This is a genomic window from Pseudomonas sp. NS1(2017), assembly GCF_002269425.1.
GTDB classification, from domain to species: domain Bacteria; phylum Pseudomonadota; class Gammaproteobacteria; order Pseudomonadales; family Pseudomonadaceae; genus Aquipseudomonas; species Aquipseudomonas reactans.
This window is the reverse complement of the sequence record NZ_CP022960.1, coordinates 1,522,340-1,537,063: the sequence shown is the minus strand read 5'-3', so window position 1 is coordinate 1,537,063 and position 14,724 is coordinate 1,522,340. Positions and strand designations below refer to the sequence as shown.

At 56.4% G+C, this 14,724-nt stretch carries 11 protein-coding genes; 3 read left to right on the top strand and 8 right to left on the bottom strand.

The genetic code is table 11. From position 1 onward, the window contains the following. Positions 1 to 4 precede the first annotated feature (4 nt). Genes CI807_RS07340 through CI807_RS07320 form a run of 5 tightly spaced genes read right to left on the bottom strand, consistent with a single transcriptional unit; the run spans position 5 to position 6,452 of the window. A complete protein-coding gene (locus CI807_RS07340; protein WP_095014210.1) occupies positions 5 to 898 on the bottom strand; it encodes an NAD(P)-dependent oxidoreductase in 894 nt (297 codons plus the stop codon). Positions 899 to 920: 22 nt separating this feature from the next. Next, positions 921 to 1,967, bottom strand: a complete 1,047-nt coding sequence (gmd, locus tag CI807_RS07335) for a GDP-mannose 4,6-dehydratase (RefSeq protein ID WP_095014209.1) — start codon at positions 1,965 to 1,967, stop codon at positions 921 to 923. After that, positions 1,964 to 3,340 (bottom strand): TolC family outer membrane protein, encoded by a 1,377-nt coding sequence (locus CI807_RS07330; protein WP_095014208.1) that lies wholly within the window; start codon positions 3,338 to 3,340, stop codon positions 1,964 to 1,966. The genes gmd and CI807_RS07330 overlap by 4 nt, the downstream gene beginning before the upstream one ends. A gap of 32 nt (positions 3,341 to 3,372) precedes the next feature. Next, positions 3,373 to 4,698 carry an HlyD family type I secretion periplasmic adaptor subunit gene (locus CI807_RS07325; RefSeq protein ID WP_095014207.1) on the bottom strand — a complete coding sequence of 442 codons (1,326 nt, stop codon included), beginning with the start codon at positions 4,696 to 4,698 and terminating at the stop codon, positions 3,373 to 3,375. A 14-nt stretch (positions 4,699 to 4,712) separates the two neighbouring features. Beyond that, positions 4,713 to 6,452, bottom strand: a complete 1,740-nt coding sequence (locus CI807_RS07320) for a type I secretion system permease/ATPase (RefSeq protein ID WP_095014206.1) — start codon at positions 6,450 to 6,452, stop codon at positions 4,713 to 4,715. Between the two features lie 271 nt (positions 6,453 to 6,723). On the opposite strand from CI807_RS07320, the gene CI807_RS07315 reads away from it, so the two are divergent. Together CI807_RS07315 and CI807_RS07310 are read left to right on the top strand one after the other, a co-directional pair. Next, on the top strand, positions 6,724 to 7,860 hold the full coding sequence (locus tag CI807_RS07315) for a glycosyltransferase family 4 protein (RefSeq protein WP_095014205.1): 1,137 nt from the start codon (positions 6,724 to 6,726) through the stop codon (positions 7,858 to 7,860). A 767-nt stretch (positions 7,861 to 8,627) separates the two neighbouring features. Continuing rightward, positions 8,628 to 9,395, top strand: a complete 768-nt coding sequence (locus CI807_RS07310; protein ID WP_095014204.1) for a hypothetical protein — start codon at positions 8,628 to 8,630, stop codon at positions 9,393 to 9,395. Positions 9,396 to 9,557: 162 nt separating this feature from the next. On the opposite strand, the gene CI807_RS07305 is transcribed toward CI807_RS07310, so the two are convergent. The 3 genes from CI807_RS07305 to CI807_RS07295 all read right to left on the bottom strand — a co-directional run bounded on the left by CI807_RS07305 (position 9,558) and on the right by CI807_RS07295 (position 12,455). Beyond that, positions 9,558 to 10,148: a hypothetical protein gene (locus CI807_RS07305; RefSeq protein ID WP_095014203.1), complete on the bottom strand. Its 591-nt coding sequence runs from the start codon at positions 10,146 to 10,148 to the stop codon at positions 9,558 to 9,560. Further along, the gene (locus CI807_RS07300; RefSeq protein WP_095014202.1) at positions 10,145 to 10,717 is read right to left on the bottom strand and encodes an RNA polymerase sigma factor; all 573 of its coding nucleotides are present in this window, start codon (positions 10,715 to 10,717) and stop codon (positions 10,145 to 10,147) included. The genes CI807_RS07305 and CI807_RS07300 overlap by 4 nt, the downstream gene beginning before the upstream one ends. A 76-nt stretch (positions 10,718 to 10,793) precedes the next feature. Then, on the bottom strand, positions 10,794 to 12,455 hold the full coding sequence (locus CI807_RS07295) for a VWA domain-containing protein (RefSeq protein WP_095014201.1): 1,662 nt from the start codon (positions 12,453 to 12,455) through the stop codon (positions 10,794 to 10,796). Positions 12,456 to 12,900: 445 nt separating this feature from the next. Here CI807_RS07295 and CI807_RS07290 point away from each other — a divergent pair, with 445 nt between their 5' ends. Continuing rightward, complete coding sequence (locus CI807_RS07290) at positions 12,901 to 14,664, top strand: M10 family metallopeptidase C-terminal domain-containing protein (protein ID WP_256578729.1); 1,764 nt, start codon at positions 12,901 to 12,903, stop codon at positions 14,662 to 14,664. Positions 14,665 to 14,724: the final 60 nt, after the last annotated feature.

Below are 14,724 nucleotides of genomic sequence, written 5' to 3'. Positions count from 1 at the left end.
CCGATCAGCGTCCGGAGGCAGCATCAAGCATGCTTTTCAAGATTGTACGAATCGGTTGGGTGATCTTCCAACCGGTCAGACTCTGAAGTTTCCCAGAATCACCACATAACGTTCTGATATCAGTGCTACGCACAAAACCAGGGTTGCTGCGAACCTCAAGATCATGACCGCTCAACTGCCGCAACTCATCAATGATCTCGCGCAGGCTAATAGACACGCCGCTGCTAATGTTGAGGGTTTCTCCATGAACGTGGCTATCAATGAGCGTCAAGTAGGCACTTACTACATCGTCTATGCCCGTGAAGTCGCGACTGATATCCAGGTTACCCAGTTCGATGAACGGCGCTTTTTTGGCAAAATGCATGACTATTTTGGGAATGAGGAAGTGATCTTCCTGGCCGACCCCGGTGTAATTGAAAGGGCGCACGATGGCGAGGGGCAGTAAACCCTGGAAAGTCCGCGCCATGTGCTCCATGGCCAATTTGCTGCAAGCGTAGTGGTTGACCGGCAGTAGCGGGCTCTCTTCTGAAAGCGGCGCGCTGCTGATCGGCACGCCATACACATTGGCGCTGCTCGCAATGATTACCTGTTTAGGTCGCTTGTCGGCCATGACGTCCAGCAGATTGCAGGTGCCAACAACATTGGTGCGGTAGAACGCTTGAGCGTCTGCGCTGGCAACGAACGAAATTGCGGCCAGATGAATGACGCAGTCTACCTGCACCTCGTTCAAGGCCCGGAAAAGTGCGTCCCGGTCACTCAAGTCACATGAGATCTTCCCAGGAGCCTCGCTTTTAGGTCCGCTAAGCTCAGTGACAACGAAGCCTCTTGCGGACAAAGCACTACTCAACGCCTTGCCAGTAAATCCGTTAGAACCTGTAAGAAGAATGGACTTAGTCATGTCTACCCGCGCTGTTGCCGTCTCAGAAAGAGTTGCCGTTTTTGGCTCGTTTAAGATCAGCTTCGACCATCAATAGGCACAACTGCTCCAAATTGGTCTGGGCTTGCCAGCCCAGAACTCGCTTTGCTTTTTCCGGGTCGCCTATCAGCAATTCAACTTCAGCCGGACGGTAGAACTTGGGATTGACTTGGATGACGGTTTTACCAGTTTTGGTATCTATACCATGCTCGTTGTCGGCACTGCCTTTCCAATCGAGGCTAATATCGACGGCTTTGAACGCCATCGTTACAAAATCACGCACAGTCTCAGTGCGATTGGTAGCCAATACGAAGGTGTCCGGATCGTCGACCTGCAACATGCGCCACATGCCTTCGACGTATTCCTTTGCGAAGCCCCAATCGCGCTTCGCATCCATGTTGCCCAACTCCAGCACCTTCTGCATGCCAAGCGAGATCCGTGCAACCGCGTCTGTGATTTTGCGTGTCACGAACTCTTTGCCGCGTAGCGGTGATTCGTGGTTGAACAGGATGCCGCTTGAACCAAAGATGCCGTAGGATTCGCGATAGTTGATGGTCATCCAATGCGCATAGAGTTTGGCCACTCCATAAGGGCTGCGTGGGTAGAAGTCGGTCGCTTCGGTTTGGGGAACCTGCTGGACTTTGCCGAACATTTCGGAGGTGGACGCCTGGTAGAAGCGGATCTTGGGGTCAACGATGCGAATCGCCTCGAGCAAGTTGACGGCACCCAGACCGGTGATTTCACCGGTGGTCAGGGGCTGGTCGAAGGACACACCTACGAAACTCTGCGCCGCCAGATTATAAACCTCGACGGGGGCTGCGTGCTGTATCAGACGGATGCTTGAAGACAGGTCGGTAAGGTCGTGCTCGACCAGTTCCAGGTCGGGGTGGTTCAGCACGCCAACTTCTTCCAGGCGCCAGAAATTAACCGAGCTGGTGCGACGGTATGTGCCGCAGACCTTGTAGCCTTTTTCCAGCAGCAGTTGGGTCAGGTAGGCGCCATCCTGCCCGGTGATGCCAGTGATGATGGCTTTCTTTTGATTGCTCGTCATTGTGTAGTTTCCCGCTCCAGGACTGGCTCAGTTTTACTGTTATTGCTCAGCCATACATTCACGCTCTTTACGCTTTCGGACGACAGCTTCCCGGCCCAGCGATTGAGAATGAACAAATTGGTAATGAAGTCATATTGCGTTTTGAGCAGGTCACGGCGCGCCTTGAATTCGTTTTGGACGCTCGTCAGCACGTCAACGGCGTTGACTACGCCGTACTTGAAGGCTTTTTCCGACGCGACTCTGGATTGCTCGGCCGATGCCAATGCGTTGCGATTGGCACGAATTTTTTCGACGCTTGAATCTGCGGTCAGGTATGCATTAATGGTTTCCTTGACTACCTGGCGCCGCGCCGCCTCCAGTTGCTGCTCAGCGGTGACTTGCTGTTGGTACAACCCCCGGGCTCGCGCCGAGGTAGACCCGCCGCTGTAGATAGGGACAGACAGCTGGACCCCCGCTACATAACTGTCCGTTTTTGGAGCCAGGGAATTATTGTAGCCTTCGTTGGTGTTCTGAGCATTAAGGTTCAGGCTCAACGTCGGGTAGTGTCCGCCCTTGCCACCGCGCACACCGGCTTCGGCAGCTTCAACGGCGCTGAGGTTGGCTTGGATATTGGGGTTCTGGGTCTGGGCCAATTGCACCCAGCTTTCAAGGCTCTGCTCGGACACCTTCAATTGCACATCGTTGCGCACACGACTCAGACGCTCGGTAACCGGACGGCCGACAATTTCTGAGAGCGCAGCGCGGCTCAGACGCACCTGATTGCTTGCGTCAACCTCTTGGGCCGCCAGCGAATCGACCCGCGCGCGCAAGTCGAGCAGATCGGTGATCATCGCCAATTGTCGCTTATACATCGCTTCGATCTGGTCGAGGTTTTTCTGGGTGGCGCGACGCTCGGCCTGGACCAGTTCCAGCTCGTCATCCGCCGCAAGGGCTGCGAAATATCGTTGTGCCAAATCTACGGTGGCTTCGGCCTGAGCTTCATCTGCCTCTGACGCCGATTGCTTTGCCATGCTCTGATACTTCTTGTAATTCTCCCAGCTGGCTTTGTTGTACAGCACTTGGCTGAGGCCGATGCTGTAGTTTTCGCTATTGTAGATCTGGTTTACCTGTTCATTGACCTGCTTGATGCGATTGGCGCCCGCACTGGCCGTAACTTGCGGCAACAATGAACCAAACGCTTCCCGCTCCTGCTCCGCGCCAAGCTGCTTGCGGGCATAAGCGGCGAGTACGCGCGGGTCTTCCAGGCGCGATTCGCCGTACAATTGCAACAAGTCAGCGGAGTAGAGGTTGGCACTGACGCTCTTCGCTTCAGGTTTGGGACTGTTCGGCTCAGCCGTTTTGGGCTCTGCCGCCTGCACTTGCACCGCAAGCATGCCCAATATCAAACATGACAAAAGGCGCACGGTCACTCCTCGATCATCGACTGGGAGATAGCGTTGCGTGCAGGCTGCAGAATGTATTGCAGCATGGTCCGCGTGCCGGTCTTGATCAGTACATCGGCGGGCATGCCGGGCAGCAGCTTGCGGTCGCCCAGCTTGTGCTGACCTGCCTCCGTTACTTGCACGCGAGCTAGATAATACGGCTGGCCGGTACGCTCTTCGGTCATACGGTCGGCAGACACCTGGATAACTTCGCCCTCGATAACCGGCGTCGTCGCAGCACTGAACGCGCTGAAACGCATGTCTGCCAGCTTGCCGACGCCGATACGGTCGATATCCACGGGCGGAACGTGAGCTTCGACGATCAACCTGGATACCGACGGTACGATGTCCATGATGGGCGCGCCGGGTCGGATCACACCGCCGATAGTGTGGACTTTCATATCGATGACCATGCCGTCTTCAGGCGCGCGAATGACAATCCGGCTCAGGCGGTCTCTGAGAGCTGTCGTGCGTTCCTGCAGGTCATAGGCCTTGGTTTGCACCTCGGCCAGTTGCTTGACCACATCGGAGTTGAAGTCTTTGTTGATCTGCAGTATCTGCAGTTCGGTCTCATTGATTTGCAATCGGGTCTTGGTAATGGACGATCGGTGGTCGGCCATTTCCGATTTGAGCATGTCGAGCTTGCGTTGTTGTTCAAGCAAGCGCTGTTTGTCGACGAAGCCCTGGGCGAGCAACTCGTCCAGCTCACTGATCTCGCCGGTGTAGGATTTTCCCAAGTTTTGCTTGGTGCCGATCATGGCCTCGGTGCCTTTGATCTGCTGGTTCAACTGGCCAATGCGCTCTTTGAGCACTGCCACCTCACCCAAGCGCGCACCGCGACGGGCGTTGAAGACTTGGGTTTCGCTGTCGCGCGCTTCTTGCCCACGCGGCGTACTGGCCGGCAGCAGGGCGGAAAAGTCTATAGTCGACAGATTGTCACGCTCTGCGCGTAGACGGGCCTCCATGGCTTTCGACGCGATTAGCTGGCTGTAAGTAGTTTCGTACTCGGCCTTAAGCTGCGAATCGTCCAGGATCACGATCGGATCGCCGCGCTTGACGATGTCGCCATCACGAGCCAACACATCTTTGACGATACCGCCTTCCAAGTGCTCAACGGTCTTGCGGTAGCTTTGCACCGTGACCACGCCTGGCGCGTAGGCTGCGCTGTCAAGCGGCGCGAAAGCGGCCCAAGAGCCGAAGACGCCGAAGGTCAGGAAAACAATCCAGAAACCTACACGGCGCACACTTTTGTCCGATACCGGGACCCCGTCAAATTGATGGGCGGTTGTAGCAGATGCATTCGAAGTCATCGACATTATTCCTGTCAGGCGCGGATAGGCGCGGCGCCTGATGCCGCCGGGGCGGTGTGTTGTTGAGCGGCGAGATGTTGCTTGTTGATTTCAACCATGACCTGATCACGCGGACCGTACAGACTGATACCCCCACCGCTCATCACCATTAGCCGGTCAACCTGCGAGAGAATATTGGTTCGATGGGTAATGACGAAAACGGTTGAGCCAGTGGCTTTCATCTGAGTGATTGCCTGCGCGAGCGCCTGCTCACCCGTTTCGTCGAGGTTAGAGTTCGGCTCATCAAGGATGATCAGCCGCGGCGAGCCATACAAGGCACGTGCCAGGCCAACGCGCTGGCGCTGGCCGCCCGACAGGTTGACACCGTCGCTGCCAATGACCGTGTCATACCCGTCGGGCTGGAGCAGGATCATTTCATGCACGCCGGCAATGCGGGCCGCCTTGATAACTTCCTCCGGGTCGATTTCAGAGAAACGCGCGATGTTTTCGCTGATGCTGCCCTCGAACAGTTCGATGTCCTGGGGCAAGTATCCTACGTAGGGCCCCAACTGGCTTTTGTCCCAGTTGGCAATATCGGCACCGTCGAGTCGGACCACGCCATGCTGCGGTTGCCAGATCCCCATAAGCGCCCGTGCAAGAGTGGATTTACCCGAAGCACTGGGGCCCACGATCCCGACTACTTGGCCTGCTGGCACCGAGAAACTCATACCTTTGATAATTGGCGTTTTGCCACCTGGCGCGGTGATGAACAGGTTATCCACCAGTATATTGCCCAACGGCGCTGGCAATGCCATGCGTTCAGGTTCGCTTTGCTGTTTGGCGAGCACTTCACTGAGACGAGCGTATTGGGCACGTGCGCCAATGAAACCTTTCCAACTGCCGATGATTTGATCCAAGGGCGCCAGGGCGCGCCCCAGCAGGACGGAACCAGCAATCACCAAGCCGGGATTGAGTTCGTGTTCGATCGCCAGAAACGCGCCCAGCCCCAGGATCAGTGATTGCACCAACATGCGGAAAGTCTTGGAGACGTTGGTCATTGCGCCGCCTTTATCACTGGCGACCGACTGCAGGATCAACACCTTTTTCTGGCGCTGGGCCCAGCGATTGATGAGGGTGTCGAGCATCCCCATGGACTCGATGACTTCGGCATTGCGCAGGTTCTTGCTGGTGTACAGACTGGCGGCGATGTTTTCTTTGTTGGCGGCGGCCAATGGCTTGCCGGTAAGACGCTCGTTTACGACCGCCAGAACCGTGAGGATGATGGCGCAACCTATAGCCATCCAGCCAAACCATGGGTGGAACATAAACATTACGGCTATGTAGATCGGCAGCCAAGGCGCGTCGAAAAAAGCGAAAAGGCCAGTCCCGGTCATAAACTGGCGCAGCCCAGTCAAGTCGTTCATAGCCTGAGCTGAAGCGTCCATGCCGCCGCTTTCCAGAGCGCGCTTAAAGCTGGCACGGTACAAATTACGGCTTAACAGGATGTCGAGCTTGGTGCTGACGCGCACCATGATGCGCGAACGTACCAGCTCAAGCGCACCCATGGTTACCATCAGAACGGTCATGATAAGGGTTAGCATCAACAGCGTGGTCAAGCTGCCGCTGGTTATGACTCGTCCATAAACCTGCAACATGTAGAAGGTAGGAACTAGCATTAGGGCGTTGACAAACATGCTGAAAATGCCGACCGATATGAAACTGCTCTTACAAGCTTTCAGCGCAGCCTGCAAGCTGTTTTCATGAGATTTTTGCATGGTTACCTAACTGCCACAGGTATTGAAAGGCGCGGGAGTGTAACACTGGCTTTCACTTGTTAAATGAAAAAACCGCCTAAATGAAGGGTGGTTTGTACGTTCTTTTTTTAGAATTTTTTCTTATGACTGTTGGCGATATACTCACCGGAAGTTACATTCGCTGGGTTTCCTCTGTACCTCTAGCCGGGTGTGAGGCTTACGCCTGAAGGCAGCCTGACAAAATCAGTCTGATTCCCGACCAGCAAGACCTCAGCATTACCAATGGGCCCCTATGCGCGTTCTTCATTTCTTCAAGACATATTATCCGGACACCACGGGCGGAATCGAGCAGGTGATGTATCAACTCTGCCAGGGCAGTCGCGCTTTCGGTGTGGAGGGTCAGGTCCTCACGCTGAGCAGGACCCCCTCGCCAGCGCGCATCCAGATCGCCGACCATACGGTTACGCGGGCCAACGAGAACTTCCACCTGGCGTCTACAGGCTTTTCAGCGCAAGTGTTTTCAACGTTCAAGGCCATGGCTGCGGAGGCGGATCTTATACACTTCCACTTTCCCTGGCCTTGGATGGACGTCGTTCATTTTGCTACCCGCCATCGCAAACCAACTGTACTCAGCTATCACTCAGACGTCATTAAGCAGCGCTCTCTGCTGAAGCTTTATACGCCACTGATGAAGCTAATGCTGGGTAGCATGGACCGCATCCTAGTCGCATCGCCCAACTATCAGCGTACAAGTGAGGCACTTAAGCCATTTGCCAACAAAACAGTGGTGGTGCCCTACGGGTTGGATCGGTCGGCTTATCCGCAGGTGTCGGAGCAACGCACGGCTCACTGGCGTAAGCTACTTCCCGAAAAGTTTTTCCTATTCGTAGGCGTGTTGCGTTACTACAAGGGCCTAGACAGCTTGCTCAGCGCCCTCGAGAGCGTGGACTATCCTTTGGTAATCATTGGCAGCGGGCCAGAAGAGCAGGCACTCAAGGCCCAAGCTGAGCGCTTGAGGCTGCGCAATGTTCACTTTCTGGGCAGGTTGGACGACGAACACAAAGCCTGCTTATTGCAATTGTGCTATGCACTAATTTTCCCGTCCCACTTGCGATCTGAAGCGTTTGGTATTTCGCTGCTCGAAGCGGCAATGTATGGCAAGCCATTGATCTCCTGCGAGATAGGCACCGGCACTACGTACGTCAATATCCACGAAAAAACAGGACTGGCAGTGCCGCCCGCGTCGCCGCTGGCGCTGCGTGAAGCGCTCCGCAGGTTGTGGAACAACGCTGACCAAGCCCAGAGCTTCGGCACCCAGGCCAAGGCTCGCTTCGACCAATTATTCACAGCCGAACAGATGTGTGCCGCCACTGTCCGGGTGTATCGCGACGTGCTGATGCTTGGAGGCCGCAAAGGTGCAGCTTCGTGATATAGAACGTCCGACCAGCTTTCAGCCGCCGTATTTCACCATACGCTGTCAGCCGTAGCGTCGTCACCGGGAGGTCGGTGTAAGCGAGCCAATGAGGTAGCTATCCGACGTTATTAACTCATATCTGCGGGCCTAAGCCATAAGTTAACCAACTTTTTTGCCTAATAGGCTCCTATGACGTGAGCAGCGAAAAAATGCCTGGGTGAGCCAGACCTCCAACAGCGCTTCACCTATGGCAAAAATCGATGTACAGGCGGCAAGGGGCGCACGAATAAAGATCGGGAAGCGACTAGAAGCTTCACTTATATGGATCATCAGCATCAGGGGGATTTGGTTAACGGTCAGTGCGACTTTAATGCCACAAATTTGCCACACTCGCCCCGCTAAACATGGCGAAATTTCGCTAACCCTAGCTATCAAAACTCATTGATTTCCTAGCTCATCCCGGCTAACGTCTTGAATCTAAACATCGACTTTTAGGACTCCGAAGGCAGGGGTCGTGGGTTCGAATCCCGCCGGGTGCACCATATGATGAGAAAGCCCCACGTCGAAAGGCCTGGGGCTTTTTTGTGGGCGCTCCTCAGCACCGTACTTCCCTTATTAAAAACAGATAGGAACTACAACATTCATCGTCTAATTCTCATACATCTAGAGATATGGGTGAAGGAACCGAAGCAGGTCTAATCCTCACAGACTAATTGCTGTTAGCGAGCATCGAGTCAAATGGTCGCCAACACGCACTTCCCCATTTCTCAGGAATTACACGAATGACATCGATTCACAGCCAGCTCCCAACCCGTTCACTACCGGATTATTCCACCACCAGGAGCCGTCATGAAAACGCCCCTACAGGCACAGCGCAACACGTACAGGGTAATTCGGCGGCCCCTCTTAATGCCAAAATGCACGACGAAATGTACGTGGAAATGTACAACGCCCTTCAACAGTTGAAGCCGCCACCTACTCTTGATGCTATTCGCGCCCAGGTACCAGACGATGCTTGGAACGCCAAACAAGGCCAACCAAGCTATGGGTTGGATGAACTGCTTCAGACTCCCCTGGCTAAGGAAATGGGTCTAAAGCTGCGGGAGGAATTTGGCGATTTTTTCCCCGGCAAGTCTGAACTGAGTTGGGCGGGCACCGCACTCACTGTTCTATTGACCAAAGGGGTACATGGCGACCCAGGTGAAATAGCTGGATTTGATTTCAACTCACGAGGACAAACCCCCTCCGACACAAAAGCAACCAATATGTTCTCTCGGCTAAAACAGCATCTGGTAGATACAGGCCGAACAACACCCGAATTAGCAGATGCCGCGACCTATGTGTTGTTGTGGCAGTCTGCCCCGGAGTATCTCCTGAAAGAGATTCCCGCTGACGTGGACAGATTTTCCTTTGGTTGGGACCAAGTCAGGAGGAAGGTATCGGAACTGTCAGAGGTCGACGACCAGGTGCCACTGTCGAAAAGCTATGACGACGTCCTCGATATTCTGGATCCCCAGCGCGTGGATGACAGGAAAAACCAATTTATCTGATTCATCGTAAGCCTCCGCACATCCCATCTTGAGCCACTGATACAGTAGCCCGCGATGCAGCAACAATTGCCCGAGGCCCCTCACTCGCCCACGCAGGCGGGTGAGGACTGTTTTCAAATAGACGGCAACACCGAACCGTCGCTTAGATTCAGCTGTTCAGCATTACCGTTTAAGCACCTCCAACCGCTCCGGCAAATCTTCATTGGGAAAGCGCCTGTGCAGAGCCAGCAGTTTTTCATCCGCCGCTTTGCTCTCCCCTGCCAGGCGCAGGTTCACAATCTCCTGCAACCCCTCTTCCAACGAAGGCAATGCCACCGGCGCGCGCTTGCTCAGCTTGGCGCTCGACTCATCCGCCATCGAGCCCATGACTTGCGCACTTTCGGCCTTAGGCGCGATGGCCAGTCGGACCACGGGCGCCGGCGCGGACATCGGTGGCGCAGCGGCAGGGGCGGCTTGCTCATGCAGCGCAGAGAAGGTCGCCGTGGAGATTTCGGGCTGCGGCACAGGCGAGCGCATCACCACGCCGATCATCAGCGCCAAGCCTGCAACCGTGGCGAATGCCAACTGCCAGCGTGGCCGTTGGCAGGCTTGCAGCCAGCGTTGCCACAGGCTCGGCTGCGGTGCCGGGGCTTCGCGGCGGGCGGCGTTGAGGATGAAGGCGTCGAGGGACGCGGGCGGCTCGCCGGTGCTGTGTTGACGCATGTGCTGGAGCAGCACGTCGTCGGGGTCCGGGGTGTGTCGGGAGTCGGTCATGCGGGTATCTCCTCGGCCAGCAGGCGGCGCAGTTTCTGCTGGGCGTAACGCAGGCGGCTTTTGACGGTTTCCAGCGGGGTGCCGGTGAGGGCGGCGATTTGCGGGACTTCGAGGTCACCGTGCAAGCGCAGCAGGAAGACTTCGCGCTGGTCCTCGGGCAGGTCTTGCAGCGCGGCGTCGAGCCGCGCCTGGTCGCGGCTCAGGCTCAGCTGCTGCTCGGGGCCGGCGCTGTCGTCGGCCTGGGCGTGCAGTTGCTCGTCGTAGCTGTCGTGCAGCGGGTTGTGGATGCCGTGCTTGCGCCAGTAATCGATCAAGCGGTTGCGGGCGATCTGGAACAACCATGTACGAAAACTCGCCCGGCCTTGTGGCTGGGTGGCGCTGCGGATCAGGCTGAGCCAGGTTTCCTGATAGATTTCCTCGGCCAGTTCGGTCTTGTTACTCAAGGACACGAGGAATCGGTACAGGCCCTGGCGGTGCCGGGCGTACAGGGCTTCGAACGCGGCGCTGTCGCCGGTTCGGTAGCGGGCCAGCAGTGATTCGTCGCTGGGTAAATTGTCTGGAGCGGGCATGTAGGTGGCGAACTCCTTATTGGGTCAAGCCTGGTTTACCGCGTTGGTCTTAAGTTCTTCGCGAGCAAGCTCGCTCCTACAGGGGGGATTTGGCCGCAGGTTTAAGGCTCTGCGCCAATTCCACCAGTTGCACAAACTCATTGCGCAGCCCGAACGGGTCGTCGCCGCGGGCCGAGCGGGCCAATGCGGCAGTGTCCTGCAGGCGCATGCTGCCAGTGTAGCGGCCATCGCCCTTGAGCTGTTGGGCAAAGGCCGCCACTGCTGCCGCGAAACGCAGGTCATCGCTGGCCTTGCTCGACACAGTGCTGATGGGCCGCTCGATCAACTGGCTGTCGCCACCCGCCGCCGGCTTGTAGCGCACACGCAGCATCGCCAGCTCTGCGGATTTATCCTCGGCGGCCGGCACAGCCGCGTAACGCAAAGGTTCCAACCAACCCTTCTCGCCCTTGGGCACAATTTCGTACAGCGCGGTTACCGTATGCCCTGCACCGATCTCACCCGCGTCGACCTTGTCGTTGTTGAAATCCTCACGCTTCAAAGCGCGGTTTTCATAGCCCAGCAGGCGATATTCGCTGACACGCGCCGGGTTGAATTCCACCTGCAACTTCACATCCCGGGCTACGATCGCCAGGGTCGAACTGAGTTGGTCCACCAGTACTTTGCGCGCTTCGCGCAGGTTGTCGATGTAGGCGTAGTTGCCGTCACCGGCGTCGGCCAGTTGTTCCATCAGGTGTTCGTTGTAGTTATCCACACCAAAGCCGAGGGTGGTCAGGGAAACGCCACTTTTGCGCTGCTCCACCGCCATTTGCTTGAGGCTGTCGAAGTCGCTGATGCCCACGTTGAAGTCACCGTCGGTCGCTAGCAGGATGCGGTTGATGCCCTTGTCGATGAACCCTTCGCGGGCCATCTGGTAGGCCAGTTCAATGCCGGATGCACCCGCCGTTGAACCGCCGGCAGTGAGTTGATCAATGGCGTTGCGGATCTTCTCTTTGTCACGACCCGAAGTAGGCTTGAGCACTACACGGGATTCCCCGGCGTAGACCACCAAAGAAACACGGTCTTGATCGCGTAACTGGTCCACCAGCAATTTCAGCGTGCTTTTCACCAGGGGCAAGCCTTCGCGACGGTCCATGGAGCCGGACACGTCCACCAAGAACACCAGGTTGGCCGGCGCCAGTTGCGCCACAGCGCGGTCGGAGGCCTTGATGCCGATGCGCAGCAACTGGGTGTGAGGGTTCCACGGTGTGGCGGCCACTTCGGTGGTTACGCCAAAGGGCGAGCCGTCGGTGGGTAGTGCGTAGTGGTAGGGGAAATAGTTGACCATTTCCTCCAGACGCACAGCGCCTTCGGGCGGCAGGCTACCTTGATTGAGGAAGCGTCTTACGTTGGCGTAGCTTCCGGTGTCGACGTCCACACTGAGGGTTGACACCGGCGTTTCAGCCACGCGATGCACCGGGTTGTCTGGCAGGTTTTCGTACTGTTCGCGGGGTTCGCTGCGGTATTCCCTGGCCACCAGTTCATTCAGCATCAGGCGCGACGACAGGGGCGCGGGCGGCGCAGCGCGTTTGACCAAAGCGCCTTCGGTGGTAGCGGGCAAGTCTTGCGACTCGACAGTAAGGGCGTCTGCACTGACTGTGTCCCGTGACGAGGGCCGCTCACACCCGGCCAGCGTCACCAGTGCGGTCACAGCAACGCCTTGTGCTACACGGCATATGAGGTGCGAAGTAGGACGGAACATAGGGCTGAACCTCAGGCATGAATGATGCGTTCATAGCATCAGACGCACGACATGTCGTATTCGGGTTCAGCGAAGATTTTTTTCAATTGGAAAGAAAATATGTTCCCAAGTAACCCCATAAGTCTTTCTTTACTTGTCCGTATGGCTTTTTAGAAACCAATTGCTACCTAAACAAAAACACACCCGCTCTGGCTCAGGCCTTGGGTGGAAGCCACACACGAACCAACAAACTAATCGTCGCAACGCCATATGAATGCGTTCAGTTGACGCTGATCAGGAAACACATGGGCAATTGGCAGGGCAATAACGCCAATGCGAACTTAGCGATCAGCAAACGGACATTGCCTACAGACATTGAACAAGGATAAAGCCGAGCCACGCCTAGAGACTCACGACAATGAAAATACAGGCTGCCCCCTCCACGCTTCTCCCACCCGACATACCCGTGCCTAAACATCAGGACACCGCGCCGCCCCATGACGCCGCACCGCGTTGGCACTCCGTCACATTCGCCCCCCCTCGTAACAGCAGGAACGAATACGCCTCACTCCCCCGCAACAGCTATACCGATGACACGACCCAGCGTCCAGACGACCCCTATATTGCCAAGATCAGAAAGCAATCATTCAACGAACAAAAAATGATCGCGCAACTGACTCAAAGAACATCCTCCTGGCAAGACAAGAACAAAAACAACCAGACCGAAATTTCCTACTCGTTCAACAATGGCGGTTTTAACGAAGCCCAGAAGCAGGAAGCGCGGCGCTCCATTGAATCCTGGGGTGATGTGGCCAACCTGGCCTTCACCGAAAACGGCGGTGCAGCAGAGGGCCGGTTAACGTTTGAGATTGCCAACGTCCCAACCGCAGACGGGACCTACCCAACGCCCAATGGCCGTGGCGGTGGCAGGACCCGTTATAGCCGGCGGATGGCGACACGGGTGGTCATCACCCATGAGATCGGACATGCCCTGGGGTTGAGCCACCCCGGCAACTACAATGGCAGCGCTAGTGAAAGCCAACGCGCCTATGCCCAGGACTCTACCGCACACACGGTAATGAGTTACTTCGGCGATCGCAGCAGCGGAAAAAATCTCGGAGCCAAACCCAAGGCCCCCATGATGGATGACATCACCGCCATCCAAAAAAAATACGGTGTCAATCGAGAGACTCGCAAGGAAGACAACACGTACGGTTTCAATTCCAACACCCAGCGCGACTACTACACACTCGGTTCCAGCCGGGACAAATTCGTCGGTTGCATTTGGGACGGCGCAGGCAACGACACTGTGGATATGTCAGGCTACAACGCTAACCAAGTGATCAACCTCAAAGCCGGCTCGTTTTCCGATGTCGGCGGGCTACAGGGAAATCTTTCCATCGCCCGTGACTGCATCATCGAAAATGCCATTGGTGGTTCAGGCCAGGACACGCTGATCGGCAACTCCACCAATAACCAGCTCACCGGGGGTGGGGGCGCTGACCGGCTGCGAGGCGGCGGGGGCGCGAATACCTTCATTTACAACCAAGCCAGCGACTCCACGCCACAAGCACCCGATACGATCAGTGATTTCACCAGCGGCACCGACACTATCAACGTACATGCCGCCTTAAAGAGCGCCAACACGCCGGCACTGGCATTTGTCGACAGCTTTAGCGGCAAAGCCGGCGACACGGTGCTGACCTACGATGAAAAGAGCCAGACCGGCTCGGTCTCCATCGACCTGACCGGCGATGGCAAAGCCGATTTGCTGATCAAGACCCAAGGGCAGGTCAAGGCAGGGGATATTGTCAGCACCCCAACGCAAACGCGCCACAGGCGTGACACCCGCATAGACCCCGACACGCAGGTAACGCCGCCCGTCACTCCAACGCCGGCCCCCACGCCGAGCAACGCACGGTTCTCCTTTGAAAAAGCCAGTGACTCGACCTACCACAACGCCCGAGTGCTCAAGGACTTTGTCAGTGGCACGGACAGGATCGACCTGACCAGTGTGAGCAAAGATGCTGGCTCGCCGTTCACATTGGTTAAGGCCTACACCGGTCGTATCGGCGATACGGTGGTGAAGTACAACACTCAAACGGGCCGTTACTTCATTGGCGTGGACCTCACCGGCAACGGTAGAACCGATTTCCTGGTGAAGAGCACCCGACCGATTAAACCCGAAGATGTCGATGGTCTGGTAAAGCAGGATGCGTACAGGGATTGAACCAAAAAACCCTCCCCGACAGCCTGGTCGCGGAGGGCCCTTTTCAAGCTGTGCAGCGTA